11 protein-coding genes are annotated in these 12,840 nt (G+C 71.0%); 5 read left to right on the plus strand and 6 right to left on the minus strand.

The window, feature by feature from the left end; all coding sequences use genetic code 11:
* Positions 1-5: 5 nt before the first annotated feature.
* Entirely contained in the window at positions 6-1,475 is a 1,470-nt protein-coding gene (locus tag ACFY15_RS02520; RefSeq protein ID WP_390685280.1) for a sensor histidine kinase, read from the minus strand.
* 408 nt (positions 1,476-1,883) lie between these two features.
* A complete protein-coding gene (locus ACFY15_RS02525; RefSeq protein WP_390685279.1) occupies positions 1,884-2,522 on the minus strand; it encodes a TetR/AcrR family transcriptional regulator in 639 nt (212 codons plus the stop codon).
* An 86-nt stretch (positions 2,523-2,608) separates the two neighbouring features.
* Between ACFY15_RS02525 and ACFY15_RS02530 the strand changes: the two genes are divergently transcribed.
* Positions 2,609-3,370 (plus strand): SDR family oxidoreductase, encoded by a 762-nt coding sequence (locus tag ACFY15_RS02530; protein WP_390685278.1) that lies wholly within the window; start codon positions 2,609-2,611, stop codon positions 3,368-3,370.
* 151 nt (positions 3,371-3,521) lie between these two features.
* Positions 3,522-4,307, plus strand: a complete 786-nt coding sequence (gene nagB, locus ACFY15_RS02535; RefSeq protein WP_390685277.1) for a glucosamine-6-phosphate deaminase — start codon at positions 3,522-3,524, stop codon at positions 4,305-4,307.
* A 64-nt stretch (positions 4,308-4,371) separates the two neighbouring features.
* Here the strand turns inward: nagB and ACFY15_RS02540 are convergent, their stop codons facing one another.
* The 4 genes from ACFY15_RS02540 to ACFY15_RS02555 all read right to left on the minus strand — a co-directional run bounded on the left by ACFY15_RS02540 (position 4,372) and on the right by ACFY15_RS02555 (position 9,187).
* A complete protein-coding gene (locus ACFY15_RS02540; RefSeq protein ID WP_390685276.1) occupies positions 4,372-5,874 on the minus strand; it encodes a glycoside hydrolase family 3 protein in 1,503 nt (500 codons plus the stop codon).
* Positions 5,875-5,879: 5 nt separating this feature from the next.
* Positions 5,880-6,716 carry a carbohydrate ABC transporter permease gene (locus tag ACFY15_RS02545; RefSeq protein WP_366452659.1) on the minus strand — a complete coding sequence of 279 codons (837 nt, stop codon included), beginning with the start codon at positions 6,714-6,716 and terminating at the stop codon, positions 5,880-5,882.
* Positions 6,717-6,751: 35 nt separating this feature from the next.
* The gene (locus ACFY15_RS02550) at positions 6,752-7,771 is read right to left on the minus strand and encodes a carbohydrate ABC transporter permease (protein ID WP_390685275.1); all 1,020 of its coding nucleotides are present in this window, start codon (positions 7,769-7,771) and stop codon (positions 6,752-6,754) included.
* Between the two features lie 129 nt (positions 7,772-7,900).
* Positions 7,901-9,187 carry an extracellular solute-binding protein gene (locus ACFY15_RS02555; protein WP_390685274.1) on the minus strand — a complete coding sequence of 429 codons (1,287 nt, stop codon included), beginning with the start codon at positions 9,185-9,187 and terminating at the stop codon, positions 7,901-7,903.
* Between the two features lie 297 nt (positions 9,188-9,484).
* On the opposite strand from ACFY15_RS02555, the gene ACFY15_RS02560 reads away from it, so the two are divergent.
* The 3 genes from ACFY15_RS02560 to ACFY15_RS02570 all read left to right on the plus strand — a co-directional run bounded on the left by ACFY15_RS02560 (position 9,485) and on the right by ACFY15_RS02570 (position 12,777).
* Positions 9,485-10,249 carry a GntR family transcriptional regulator gene (locus tag ACFY15_RS02560; RefSeq protein ID WP_045945891.1) on the plus strand — a complete coding sequence of 255 codons (765 nt, stop codon included), beginning with the start codon at positions 9,485-9,487 and terminating at the stop codon, positions 10,247-10,249.
* A gap of 129 nt (positions 10,250-10,378) precedes the next feature.
* On the plus strand, positions 10,379-12,580 hold the full coding sequence (locus ACFY15_RS02565; protein ID WP_390685273.1) for a carbon starvation CstA family protein: 2,202 nt from the start codon (positions 10,379-10,381) through the stop codon (positions 12,578-12,580).
* Positions 12,577-12,777 carry a CstA-like transporter-associated (seleno)protein gene (locus ACFY15_RS02570; RefSeq protein ID WP_390685272.1) on the plus strand — a complete coding sequence of 67 codons (201 nt, stop codon included), beginning with the start codon at positions 12,577-12,579 and terminating at the stop codon, positions 12,775-12,777. The genes ACFY15_RS02565 and ACFY15_RS02570 overlap by 4 nt, the downstream gene beginning before the upstream one ends.
* Positions 12,778-12,840: the final 63 nt, after the last annotated feature.

Raw genomic sequence — 12,840 nt, forward strand, 5'->3', positions numbered from 1 at the left:
GCGGGCTACTTCTGCGGGCTGACCGGGACGTCGAGGACGACCTTGGTGCCACGCGGCTCCGCACGGACCATGTCGAAGGTGCCGCCGAGCTCCCCCTCCACGAGGGTCCGGACGATCTGGAGCCCGAGGTTGCCGGCCTTCTGCGGGTCGAAGCCCTCGGGCAGCCCGGAGCCGTCGTCGAGGATCGTGATCAGCAGCCGGCCGTCGGTGCGGCCCGATCCGCTGCGGGCGGCGGTCACCTCCACGGTGCCGCCCTCCCCCTGGGTGAAGGCGTGCTCCAGGGCGTTCTGCAGGATCTCCGTCAGGACCATCGACAGCGGCGTGGCCACCTCGGCGTCCAGGATCCCGAACCGCCCGATGCGCCGGCACCGCACCTTCCCGGGCGAGATCTCGGCGACCATCGCGATCACGCGGTCGGCGATCTCGTCGAACTCGACGCGCTCGTCGAGGTTCTGGGAGAGGGTCTCGTGCACAATCGCGATCGAACCGACGCGCCGCACCGCCTCGTTGAGCGCCTCGCGCCCGCTCTCGGAATCCATCCGGCGGGCCTGGAGCCGCAGGAGCGCGGCCACCGTCTGGAGGTTGTTCTTCACCCGGTGGTGGATCTCCCGGATGGTGGCGTCCTTGGTGATCAGTTCACGTTCGCGACGGCGCAGTTCGGTGACGTCGCGACAGAGGACCAGGGAGCCGATCCGGGTGCCCTTGGGCTTGAGCGGGATCGCGCGGAGCTGGATGACCCCGCCGCTGCCCTCGACCTCGGTCTCGCGTGGGGCCCAGCCGCTGGCGAGCTTGGCGAGCGCCTCGTCCACCGGCCCCCGGGACGGGGCGAGTTCGGCGGTGGTGGTGCCCAGGTGCTGGCCGACCAGATCGGCGGCGAGGCCCAGCCGGTGGTAGGCGGAGAGGGCGTTGGGGGACGCGTACGTCACCACGCCGTCGGCGTCGAGGCGCATCAGGCCGTCGCCGACCCGCGGGGAGGCGTCCATGTCGACCTGCTGGCCGGGGAACGGGAAGGTGCCCGCGGCGATCATCTGCGCGAGGTCCGAGGCGGACTGGAGGTAGGTCAGCTCCAGCCGGCTCGGTGTACGCACAGTGAGCAGGTTGGTGTTGCGCGCGATCACGCCCAGGACCCGGCCCTCGCGGCGGACGGGGATCGACTCGACGCGGACCGGCACCTCCTCGCGCCACTCCGGGTCGCCCTCGCGCACGATCCGGCCCTCGTCGAGGGCGGCGTCGAGCAGGGGGCGGCGGCCGCGCGGCACGAGGTGGCCGACCATGTCGTCCTGGTACGAGGTGGGGCCGGTGTTCGGCCGCATCTGCGCGACGGAGACGTAGCGGGTGCCGTCCAGGGTCGGGACCCAGAGCACGAGGTCCGCGAAGGAGAGGTCGGAGAGCAGTTGCCACTCCGAGACCAGCAGGTGGAGCCACTCCAGGTCGGTTTCACCGAGAGCGGTGTGCTGGCGTACGAGATCGTTCATGGAGGGCACATTGCGAGCGTACCCCGGGTACGGGGATGACTTTCCCCACGACCGGTACTCGGGAGTATCCAGGAAGGGCACACTCCGCGTACTGTTGGAGGAAGTGACGGGCCAGTAAGGCCGCGCTTTGGATGGACAGGACAGATTGGTCTAGTCCACAATTGCCTCACGCTTCCGCCCTCCCCGCACAGGAGGACGGATCGAGGTGGCCACGCGTTCTGCCCTGACCGCGCAGGCACCTCCGACCGGCCGCCGGGAACCGCACACCTGACGGCCGTAAGTACTCCGGGCTACGGTGCCGGACGGGTTGAGGGTCCCGTCCTGCACCGTGGCCCAGAGGAAATCCCCGGCGCGGTGCGCGGGGAATCGCGGTGCGGACCGCCCGGCGCCCAGGCCCCGGGCTTTTCGCTATTCCGGCCGGGGTGCGGGCCGCGGCTGCGGCCCGGCCGCCGGCCGCCCGGGCCAGGCCAGGAGCGCCCGGTCCGCCACGGCCTCCAGCTCCTCCCGCGTCGCCCCGTCGCGGGACTGCTGGCTCATCCCCTGGAGCACCGCGCCGGCGTAGACGGCCAGCGCCCGCGCGTCCGTGCCGGCGGGCAGCTCCCCGCTCGCGATGTCGGCCCTGATCCGGCTCTCGAACATCGCCAGGTTGGCGTTGCGGCGCTCGCGCAGGGCCTCGGCCACCTCCTTCGAGGTCGTGTTGGCGGCCGCGCTGATCACCATGCAGCCCGGCGGGTGGGCGGGGTCGGTGTAGATCCCGGCCGCCTCGCGCAGGATCCGGGCCATCGCGGCGCCGGCGGTGGGCTCCTCGCGCAGCGCCACGCCCGCGAAGTCCCCGTAGCGGCCGGCGTAGACCACCACGGCCTCGTCGAAGAGCCTGCGCTTGTCACCGAAGGCCGCGTAGAGGCTGGGCGCGCCGATGCCCAGGGCGCGGGTCAGGTCGGAGATGGACGTGGCTTCGTAGCCGTGCTCCCAGAAGGTCAGCATCGCCTGGTCGAGGGCGGCGTCCCGGTCGAAGGAGCGGGGCCTGCCGCGCTGTCCTGTCACCATGCCGAGGATTCTATAGCGGTCGCTAGGGAATCTGGTACGGTCCCCTTCTGTATCGATCGCTAGCAAATGATGGAGGGGGGCGCGTCATGGGCGTGCTCGAAGGGAAGACGGCTCTGGTCACGGGCGGCAGCCGGGGTATCGGACGGGCCGTCGCGGAGCGGCTGGCGCGGGACGGGGCACTGGTCGCCGTGCACTACGGGCACAACGGGGCAGCGGCCACGGAGACCGTCGCGGCGATCGAGGCCGCGGGCGGGCGGGCCTTCGCGATCGGGGCAGAGCTCGGGGTTCCGGGGGACGCGCAGGCCCTGTGGGCCGCGTACGAGGCCCACCCCGCGCACACCGAGCGGGTGGACGTCCTGGTGAACAACGCCGGGGCGGCCGTCTTCGCGGGCATCGGGGAGACCGACGAGGAGACCTTCCAGCGGGTCCAGGCGCTCAACGCCCAGGCGCCCTTCTTCGTGATCCGGCACGGGCTGGACCGGCTCGCGGACGGGGGCCGGATCGTCAACGTGACCGGCACCCCTCACATCGCACTGCCGGCGATCCTCGCCACGGTCATGGCCAAGGGGGCGGTGAACGCGCTGACGGTCTCGCTGGCCGCCGCCCTCGCACCGCGCGGGATCACGGTCAACTCGGTGGGCCCCGGGATCACGGAGACCGAGCTGAACGCGGCCTGGCTGGCCGATCCGGCGGCCCGGGCGCACGCCGCCTCGCGGTCCGTCTTCGGCCGGGTAGGCACGGTGGAGGAGGTGGCCGACGTGGTGGCCTTCCTGGCCTCGCCGGACTCGCGCTGGGTCACCGGCCAGCACCTGGACGCGACGGGCGGGCTCCAGCTCGCTCTCCTGTAGACCCCGCCGCGCCCCTCCCCCGCACCGGGCGGGGCGCGGCCGGAGGGTCGAGCATGGAAGGGGGGCGGAGTACCGCCATCCGGGGGGCACTCTCTGCTAGATTGGTCTATACCACCAGCCCACCCCTCCCACTCAGATCGGCAGGCCCCGCGTGGAAGTTGTCATCGTCCCGGACGCCAAGGCAGGCGGCGAGCTCATCGCGGAGGCCATGGCCGCCCTGGTCCGCCGCAAGCCCGACGCCCTGCTGGGCGTGGCGACCGGCTCCACCCCGCTGCCCGTCTACGAGGCTCTCGCCGCCAAGGTCCGGGCCGGCGAGGTCGACGCCTCCCGGGCCCGGGTCTGCCAGCTCGACGAGTACGTCGGCCTGCCGGCCGGGCACCCGGAGTCCTACCGCGCGGTCGTGCTCCGCGAGGTGGTCGAGCCCCTGGGCCTGACCGAGGACTCCTTCATGGGCCCCGACGGCTCCGCCGCCGACGTCCACGCGGCCTGCGAGGCCTACGACCAGGCTCTCGCCGACGCGGGCGGGGTGGACCTCCAGCTGCTGGGGATCGGCACCGACGGGCACATCGGCTTCAACGAGCCCTGTTCCTCGCTGGCCTCCCGCACCCGCATCAAGACGCTGACGGAGCAGACCCGCGTCGACAACGCGCGCTTCTTCGAGGACGACCTGGACCAGGTGCCGCACCACGTCATCACCCAGGGCATCGGCACCATCCTCGACGCCCGCCACCTGGTCCTGCTGGCCACCGGCGAGGGCAAGGCCGAGGCGGTCGCCCAGACCGTCGAGGGCCCGCTGTCCGCGCTGGTCCCGGCCTCCGCGCTCCAGCTGCACCGGCACGCGACCGTCGTGGTGGACGAGGCGGCCGCCTCCAAGCTGAAGCTGGCCGACTACTTCCGCCACACCTACGCGAACAAGCCCTCCTGGCAGGGCCTGTAGCAGCGGCGCGAAAGGGCCGGGCCCCCCTCCTCAGGGGGCCCGGCCCTTTCGCGTGCCCGGTGGACTACCGGAGGCCGGCGACGACCTCGGCGGCGGCCCGCCCGCAGGCGCGGGAGGCACCGTGCGTGGCGACGTACAGCGACCCGCGCGGCTCGGCGCGCGGCACGCCCATCTCCACGACCACGGTGTCCGGCCGCGCGGCGACCAGCGCGTCCAGCGCCTCGGTCATCCACGGGTGCCGGTGCGCGTCGCGGACGACCGCGACGACCGTACGGTCCCCCGCGGCGGCCAGCACGTCCCCGGCGGCCGAACCCTCGGGGTAGACGCCCGAGACCGTCCCCGGGACCAGGGCGGCCAGCTCCGCGGCCACCCCCCAGGGGGTCTCGTCGCCGACCGCGATGTTCGCGACGGGTGCGAGCGTGGCGACGTACGGGGCGGCCACGGGGGCCCGTTCGCCCGACACGGCCAGCGCGCGGCGGGCCGCCTCCAGGCCGATGCCGGACGCGCGGCTCCCCTCCGGCTGCGCGTCCGGCCGGGCCTGCCGGGCCCATCCGGCGAGGGCGCGCACCCGGCCGGCGGCGTCGGCGAGCCGCTCCTCGGGCAGCGCGCCCTCGCGCACGGCGGCGACCAGCGCGTCGCGCAGACGCAGGACGGTCGCCTCGTCGGCGAGGCCCCCGCCGACGCAGATGGCGTCGGCGCCGGCCGCGATGGCCAGCACCGAGCCGCGCTCGATGCCGTACGTCCCGGCGATGGCGTTCATCTCCATGCCGTCGGTGACGATGAGGCCCTCGTAGCCGAGTTCCCTGCGCAGCAGACCGGTGAGGATCTGCGGGCTGAGGGTGGCGGGCCGGGTCGGGTCGAGGGCGGACACCAGGATGTGGGCGCTCATGACGGCCTTGGTGCCGGCCGCGATGGCCGCCTTGAACGGGACCAGCTCGCGGGCCTGGAGGGTGTCCAGGTCCACGTCGATGCGGGGCAGCGCGTGGTGCGAGTCGACGTTGGTGTCGCCGTGGCCCGGGAAGTGCTTGGTGCAGGCGGCGACCCCGGCGGCCTGGAGGCCCTCGACGTACGCGGCCGTGTGCCGGGCGGCGAGCCGGGTGTCGGCGCCGAAGGAGCGCACGCCGATGACCGGGTTGTCGGGGTTGGAGTTGACGTCGGCGGACGGGGCCCAGTTGAGGTTGACCCCGCACTCGGCGAGGCGGCGGCCGAGCTCGCGGGCCACCTCGCGGGTGAGCTCCGTGTCGTCGACGGCGCCGAGCGCCAGGTTGCCGGGGAAGGACGAGCCGCCGCGGACCTCCAGGCGGGTGACGTCGCCGCCCTCCTCGTCGATGGCGACGAGGACGTCGTCCCGCTCGCGGCGCAACTGCGCGGTGAGCGAGGCGAGCTGCTCGGGCGAGGCGATGTTGCGGCCGAAGAGGCCGACGGCGGTGAGCCCCTCGCCGACCTGGCGCAGCAGCCAGGAGGGGGCGGTGGTGCCCTCGAAGCCGGGCTGGAGGACCGCGAGGGCGTCGCGGGTCACGCCGTCGTTCGCATCGGACCCGGTGGCGTGGTGCGCAAGGATGGTCACGGCCGTTATCCCTTCACGGCGCCGGCGGTCATGCCGCCGACGGCCTTGCGCTGGAGGAAGACGAAGATCACCAGGACGGGGATCGCGAAGATCGAGGACGCGGCCATGGTGGCGCCCCAGTCGTTGCCGAAGGCGGTCTTGAACTGGGTCAGCCACAGCGGCAGGGTCTGGGCGGTCTTGTCCTTGTTGAGGATCAGGACCATCGCGAACTCGTTCCAGGCGGTGATGAAGCCGAAGAGCGAGGTGGACATCAGGCCGGGGGCCAGCAGCGGGAAGATCACCTTGCGGAAGGCCTGGCCGCGGGTGCAGCCGTCGATCTGGGCGGCCTCCTCCAGGGTCACCGGGACGGCTGCGATGAAGCCGCGCAGGGTCCAGATGGTGAAGGGGAGGACCATCACGAAGTAGATCGCGGTGAGCACGCCGATGCTGTTCAGCATCTCGGCGTCGCGGACGATCATGTACATCGCGATGACCATGACCTCCCACGGGGCCATCTGGGCCATCATCACGCCGAGGACGAGACCCTTGCGGCCCCGGAACTTCATCCGGGCGATGGCGAAGCTCGCGGCGAGGGCCACCAGCAGGGCCAGCAGGACGGCGCCGACGGTGACGACGAGGCTGTTGGTGACGTAGGTCCAGAAGTTCTCGACTCCGGTGGCCTTGGTGAAGTTGTCCAGCGTCGGGGTGAAGACGAAGACCGGGTCCTTGGTGAGGATCTCGCTGTTGGGCTTGAGGGCCGAGGAGAACATCCAGTAGACCGGGAAGACGAAGACCAGGGCCAGGAGCAGCGCGCCGAGGTTCTTGGCGACGGTCGCGGGGCGCAGCGGCCCGCGGGTGCGCAGCCGCTGGGCGGGCTTGTCCGGGGCGGTGGTGGTGCTCACTGCTCCTCCTCCTGCTTCAGGATCAGGCGGAAGTAGAAGGACATGACGACCAGGAGGATCAGGATCGTCAGGACGGAGATCGCGGCGGCGAGGCCGTAGTGGAACTGGCTCTGGCCCTCCACGTAGGCGAAGACCGGGAGGATCTCGGAGGCGCGGTCCGGGCCACCCTTGTTCATCGCGTAGACCTGGGTGAAGGCCTTGAAGACCCAGATCACCTCGAGGAACGTGGTGACCAGGAAGAAGGGCTTCAGGTTGGGGAAGACGACCTTCCAGAAGGTCTGCCAGCCGTTGGCCCCGTCCATGCGGGCGGCCTCGTACAGCTCGGCGCCGACCGTGGTGAGGCCGGCGTACATGTTGAGGGCGACGAAGGGGATGGAGCCCCAGACCACCAGGAGGGTGACGATCGTCAGGGTGGACAGGCCGGTCTCGAACCAGTTGTGCTGCTCGTAGCCGGAGAAGCCGAGCGTGCGCATGACCCAGTTCATGACGCCGAACTGCTCGTCGAACAGCCAGGAGAAGACCTGGACCGAGGCGACGACGGGCATGGCCCAGGCCATCACCAGCGCCATCGACAGGACCAGGCGCATCCACGTGCCGAGCCGGTTGAGCAGGATCCCGATGAGGCTGCCGATCACCATGATCAGTACGACGTTGGCGAAGGTGAAGGCGAAGCTGCGGACGACGACGGTCCAGAAGCCGGAGTCGCCGAGCAGCTGGGTGTAGTTGGCGAGTCCCGCGAAGGGGTACTTCCGCTGGATGAACTCGATCTTGTTGATGTCCTGGAAGGACAGGATCACGTTCTTGATCAGCGGGTACAGCAGCAGGAGGGCCATGGCGGCCACGGCCGGCAGCACCAGCAGGTAGGGCAGCCACCCCGAGGGGAGCGGCTTTCTGCCCCCGCGAGGAGGGGCGGGACGGGGGCCGGCTGCGGGGCTGGGCGCCTTCGGCCGTCCGGCGGACTTCTGTGGTGCGTCCTGTGGAGCGCTGGTCGTCGCTCCCTGGGAGTGCACGGTCATGGCTTGGCTTCCTCGCGGTTGACTGTGGAGTCAAATGCGCGACCGGGGGCGCGGCAGGCGGCCGGGGCCTGCCGCACCCCCCGGTGCGATCACACGGCTGGATCGTGCGGGCACTGCGGGCTGCGGCGGTTACTTGTTGATGCGGTTCGCGATTTCCTTGTCCGCGTCCGCGCCCGCCTTGGCGGCGTCCTCACCCTTCAGGACCTTGGTCATGAACTCCTTGACGGGGTTCGGCTCGGTCTCGACGTTCGCCCAGCCCGCGGTCACCGGGGTGATCTTGCCGTTGAGGCCGGCCTTGGCCATGGCCTCGGCGAAGGAGCCGGCGGCGGGTGTGAAGTTGGCGCCGACCTGGTTGGGCAGCAGCGCGCCCTTGACCTCGGCGGCGTACTTGGTCATCTGGTCCTTGCCGGTGGCCAGGGCCAGCCACTCCTTGGCGAGCTCCTTGTTCTTGGAGCGCTCGGCCACGGCGAGGTTCGAGCCGCCGAGGAAGACGGTGCCGGACTTGTCGGCCGTCTTGCCCGGAATCGGGAAGTAGCCGAAGTCGGCGTCCTTGCCCGCGTCCTTCAGGGCCTTCTCGGCACCGCCGGCCTCCCAGCCGAGGCCGACCCAGGAGGAGACGCCGCCCTTGGGGACGATGTCGGTGGACTGCTGCGGGGTGGCCTCGTCCTTGTCCTTGGGGGCCGTGGAGTACGACTGGAGCTTCTTGTAGAAGTCCATCGCGGCGGCGGCCTGCGGGGTGGAGAGCTGGCCCTTCCACTTGCCGCCGTCCTTGACGGCGAGGTCGCCGCCCTCGTCCCAGATGAAGCCGGCGAGGATGTACCAGCTCTGGCCGGGGAGGTAGATCGGCTGGGCGGAGGGGTCGGACGCCTTCAGCTTCTCCAGGCCGGCGATCCACTCGTCGCGGGTCTTGGGCGGGGTGACGCCGGCCTTCTCGTAGGCCTTCTTGTCGTAGACGACCACGCGGTTGGCGGCGTACCAGGGGGCGGAGTAGAGCTTGCCGTCGACCTCGGCGGAGGCGAGCATGCTCTTCTGCCAGGCGTCGGCGCCGAGTTGGGCCTTGTCCTTGGTGAGGTCGGCGAGTCCGCCGGTGACCGCGTAGCCGGCGGTCTGCGTGTTGCCGAGTTCGAGGACGTCCGGCGGGGTGTCCTCGGAGAGGGCCGTGGTGACCTTCTCCTGGATGCCCGTCCACTTCTGCTCCTCGACCTTCACCGTCACACCGGGGTGCTTGGCCGAGAACTCCTTGTTGACCTGCTCGATCCAGGCCTTCGGGGCGGATCCGTCCATCACCCAGACGGTGATCTCCTTGGCGCCACCCGACGCGTCGGACTTCGGCTTGTCGTCGCCGCCGTTGCCGCACGCGGCGGCACCGACCATCATGCCCACGACACCGACCGCCGCAATGAGCTTGCGCTTCACGCCACCCTCCTCAGGGATGCTGCTGCTGTGCACCTTCCCTCGCCCGCCGCGGTGACGTACGTACCAAGTACTGCCCGTGGGGCCGGGATCTGATCCATATTGGTGTAGACCAGTACCGGGAGCTTGGCCTAGACCTTTAGGGGTGTCAAGGGTCTAATGAGCGGGTGCTCGGTCCGTTATCGGACCGACACCTGGGGGAGGGAGGAGGCCTGCCCTCCCGCCCGTGTCACCATGTGACCGCACATATCGGAGGAGCCGGTGACGGCAGCGAAACTGGAGTCGGGAAGGCGGGCGGCGATGTCCACCGAAGGGGCGACCACGGAGCCGGAGGGCGGGCCAGCCACTCGAACGGCGCGTGTGCCCAAGTACTACCGACTCAAGCGGCACTTGCTCGACATGACCGAAACCCTGCCCCCCGGCACCCCGGTGCCGCCGGAGCGGACGCTCGCCGCCGAGTTCGACACCTCCCGGACCACCGTCCGGCAGGCCCTCCAGGAGCTGGTGGTCGAGGGCCGGCTGGAGCGCATCCAGGGCAAGGGCACCTTCGTCGCCAAGCCCAAGGTCTCCCAGCCGCTGCAACTCTCCTCCTACACGGAGGACATGCGCGCGCAGGGCCTGGAGCCGACCTCCCAGCTCCTGGACATCGGCTACGTGACCGCCGACGACACCCTCGCCGGACTGCTCAAGATCGCCACCGGCGGGCGGGTGCTGCGCATCGAGCGGCTGCGCCTGGCCAGCGGCGAGCCGATGGCCATCGAGACCACGCACCTGTCGGCCAAGCGCTTCCCCGCGCTGCGCCGCTCGCTGGCCAAGTACACCTCCCTCTACACCGCCCTCGCCGAGGTGTACGACGTCCGGCTCGCGGAGGCCGAGGAGACCATCGAGACCTCCCTCGCCACCCCGCGCGAGGCGGGGCTGCTCGGCACCGACGTGGGCCTGCCGATGCTCATGCTCTCGCGGCACTCGCTGGACGCCGACGGAGAACCGGTCGAATGGGTGCGATCGGTATATCGCGGCGACCGTTACAAGTTCGTTGCCCGCCTCCAGCGACCTGCCGTGTGATCACCTGTTGACTCTCCTTCGAACCCCGGTGGACGCTCGTACCGCTATGCGGACGGGGGCTTACCTCCACCGGTAACCCCCCGTAGATTCCGTGCGCTTACGCAGATGATCAACGAGGGGACGAGGATCATGCCGGAACCGGGAGCAACAGGGACACAGCGGACGCCGGCGGCGAGAGCCACCCCGCGGTCGATCGCCGTATGGGTGGCCGTGGCCCTCGTCGGGGCCGTCGGCTGGGGGGTGCTGGCACTCTCGCGCGGTGAGGAGATCTCGGCCGCCTGGCTGCTGGCCGCCGCGCTGGGCTCGTACGCCATCGGCTACCGCTTCTACGCGCGGTTCATCGCGAACCGCGTGCTGAAGCTGGACAGGACCCGGGCCACCCCCGCCGAACGTCTCGACAACGGCGTCGACTTCCACCCCACCGACCGGCGCGTGCTCTTCGGGCACCACTTCGCCGCCGTCGCCGGCGCCGGCCCGCTCGTCGGCCCGGTGCTCGCCGCCCAGATGGGCTACCTGCCGGGCACCATCTGGATCGTCGCGGGCGTCATCTTCGCCGGCGCCGTCCAGGACATGGTGACGCTGTTCTTCTCCACCCGGCGCGACGGCCGCTCGCTCGGCCAGATGGCCCGGGACGAGATCGGCCCCGTCGGCGGCGCCGCCGCGCTGCTCGCCGTGTTCACCATCATGATCATCCTGCTGGCGGTGCTCGGCCTGGTCATCGTCAACGCGCTGGGGCACTCCCCCTGGGGCGTCTTCTCGATCGGCATGACCATCCCGATCGCCCTCCTCATGGGGGTCTACCTGCGCTACCTGCGGCCGGGCCGGGTCACCGAGGTCTCCGTCGTCGGCGTCGCGCTGCTGCTTCTCGCGATCGTGGCGGGCGGCTGGGTGGCCGAGTCCTCCTGGGCGGACTTCTTCACCCTGGACAAGGAGACCCTGGTCCTCTGGATGATCGGGTACGGCTTCTTCGCCTCGGTCCTCCCGGTGTGGCTGCTGCTCGCTCCGCGCGACTACCTCTCCACCTTCATGAAGGTCGGCACGATCGCGCTGATGGCGGTCGGCGTGGTCGTCGCGATGCCGACGCTGAAGATGCCGGCGGTGACCGACTTCGCCACGCGCGGCGACGGCCCGGTCTTCGCCGGCTCGATGTTCCCCTTCGTCTTCATCACCATCGCCTGCGGCGCCCTGTCGGGCTTCCACTCCCTGGTCGCCTCGGGCACCACCCCGAAGATGATCCAGAAGGAGACCCAGATCCGGGTCGTCGGCTACGGCGCGATGCTCACCGAGTCCTTCGTCGCCGTCATGGCCGTGATCGCCGCGTGCATCATCGAGCCCGGCCTGTTCTTCGGCGTCAACTCCCCCGCCGGAGTCATCGGCACCACCGTCCAGAGCGCCTCGGCGGCGGTCGGCCACTTCGGCTTCGCCATCTCCCCCGACACCCTCGCGCAGGCCGCCAAGGACGTGGAGGAGACCACCCTGCTGTCCCGGACGGGCGGCGCTCCGACGTTCGCGCTCGGAATGTCGGAGATCTTCTCCGCCGTGGTCGGCGGGGCCGGGATGAAGGCGTTCTGGTACCACTTCGCCATCATGTTCGAGGCCCTGTTCATCCTGACGACGGTGGACGCGGGCACCCGCGTGGGCCGCTTCATGCTCCAGGACACCCTGGGCAACGTGCACAAGTCCTTCAAGGACGTCAGCTGGAAGCCGGGCGTCTGGCTGGCCAGCGCGGTCGTCGTCGGCGGCTGGGGCTACTTCCTGTGGGTCGGCGTCAAGGACCCGCTGGGCGGCATCAACCAGCTCTTCCCGCTGTTCGGCATCGCGAACCAGCTGCTCGCGGCGGTCGCGCTGGCCGTCTGCACCACGCTGCTCGTCAAGTCGGGCCGGCTCAAGTGGGCCTGGGTCACGGGCGTTCCGCTCGCATGGGACGTGGCCGTCACCCTGACGGCGAGCTACCAGAAGGTCTTCTCGGAGGACGTGAAGATCGGCTTCTTCGCCCAGCGCGACAAGTACCAGACCGGCATCGACGCCGGGAAGGTGCTGCCGCCCGCCAAGAACATGGACGAGATGCACACCGTGGTCACCAACGCCACGGTCGACGGGGTCCTCTCGGCTCTGTTCGCCGTCCTGATCGTCATCGTCCTGCTCGACGCGGCCCGCACCTGCTTCAAGGCCGTGGCCGACCCGGGCTCCGTCCGCCTCTCCGAGGTGCCGTGGACCGAGTCGAAGATCATCGCCCCGGCCGGGCTGATCGCGACGGCCGCGGAGAAGGCCGAACTCGCGGCGGCCGGCCTCGACGGGGGCGGCGGCCGGGTGAAGGACCCGGTCGGATGAGCGGCGCGGTCCGCGGGGCGCTGGCGAAGGCGCGGTACTACGTCCGGGAGTTCTCCGGCGAGGCCGCCTACGACCGCTACGTCGCCCACGCCCGCTCCCACGACCCCGAGGCCGAGATCCTGACCCGCCGCGCCTTCGAACGCGCCCGCACCGACGCCCGCGAAGCGGACCCCCGCGAGGGCTTCCGCTGTTGCTGAACCCACACCTGGGCCCCGCCGTCCCCCACCGCGGGACGGCGGGGCCCTTCGGCTCGCTCAGCG

It is taken from the genome of Streptomyces sp. NPDC001373 (assembly GCF_042895815.1).
In the GTDB taxonomy this organism is placed as follows: Bacteria; Actinomycetota; Actinomycetes; order Streptomycetales; family Streptomycetaceae; genus Streptomyces.

What these genes read in the sequence shown, in the direction of transcription:
- ACFY15_RS02520 (WP_390685280.1), bottom strand. Translation starts at nt 1,475, where the DNA reads ATGAACGATCTCGTACGCCAGCACACCGCTCTCGGTGAAACCGACCTG.
- ACFY15_RS02525 (WP_390685279.1), bottom strand. Translation starts at nt 2,522, where the DNA reads ATGGTGACAGGACAGCGCGGCAGGCCCCGCTCCTTCGACCGGGACGCC.
- ACFY15_RS02530 (WP_390685278.1), top strand. Translation starts at nt 2,609, where the DNA reads ATGGGCGTGCTCGAAGGGAAGACGGCTCTGGTCACGGGCGGCAGCCGG.
- ACFY15_RS02550 (WP_390685275.1), bottom strand. Translation starts at nt 7,771, where the DNA reads ATGACCGTGCACTCCCAGGGAGCGACGACCAGCGCTCCACAGGACGCA.
- ACFY15_RS02560 (WP_045945891.1), top strand. Translation starts at nt 9,485, where the DNA reads ATGTCCACCGAAGGGGCGACCACGGAGCCGGAGGGCGGGCCAGCCACT.
- ACFY15_RS02565 (WP_390685273.1), top strand. Translation starts at nt 10,379, where the DNA reads ATGCCGGAACCGGGAGCAACAGGGACACAGCGGACGCCGGCGGCGAGA.
- ACFY15_RS02570 (WP_390685272.1), top strand. Translation starts at nt 12,577, where the DNA reads ATGAGCGGCGCGGTCCGCGGGGCGCTGGCGAAGGCGCGGTACTACGTC.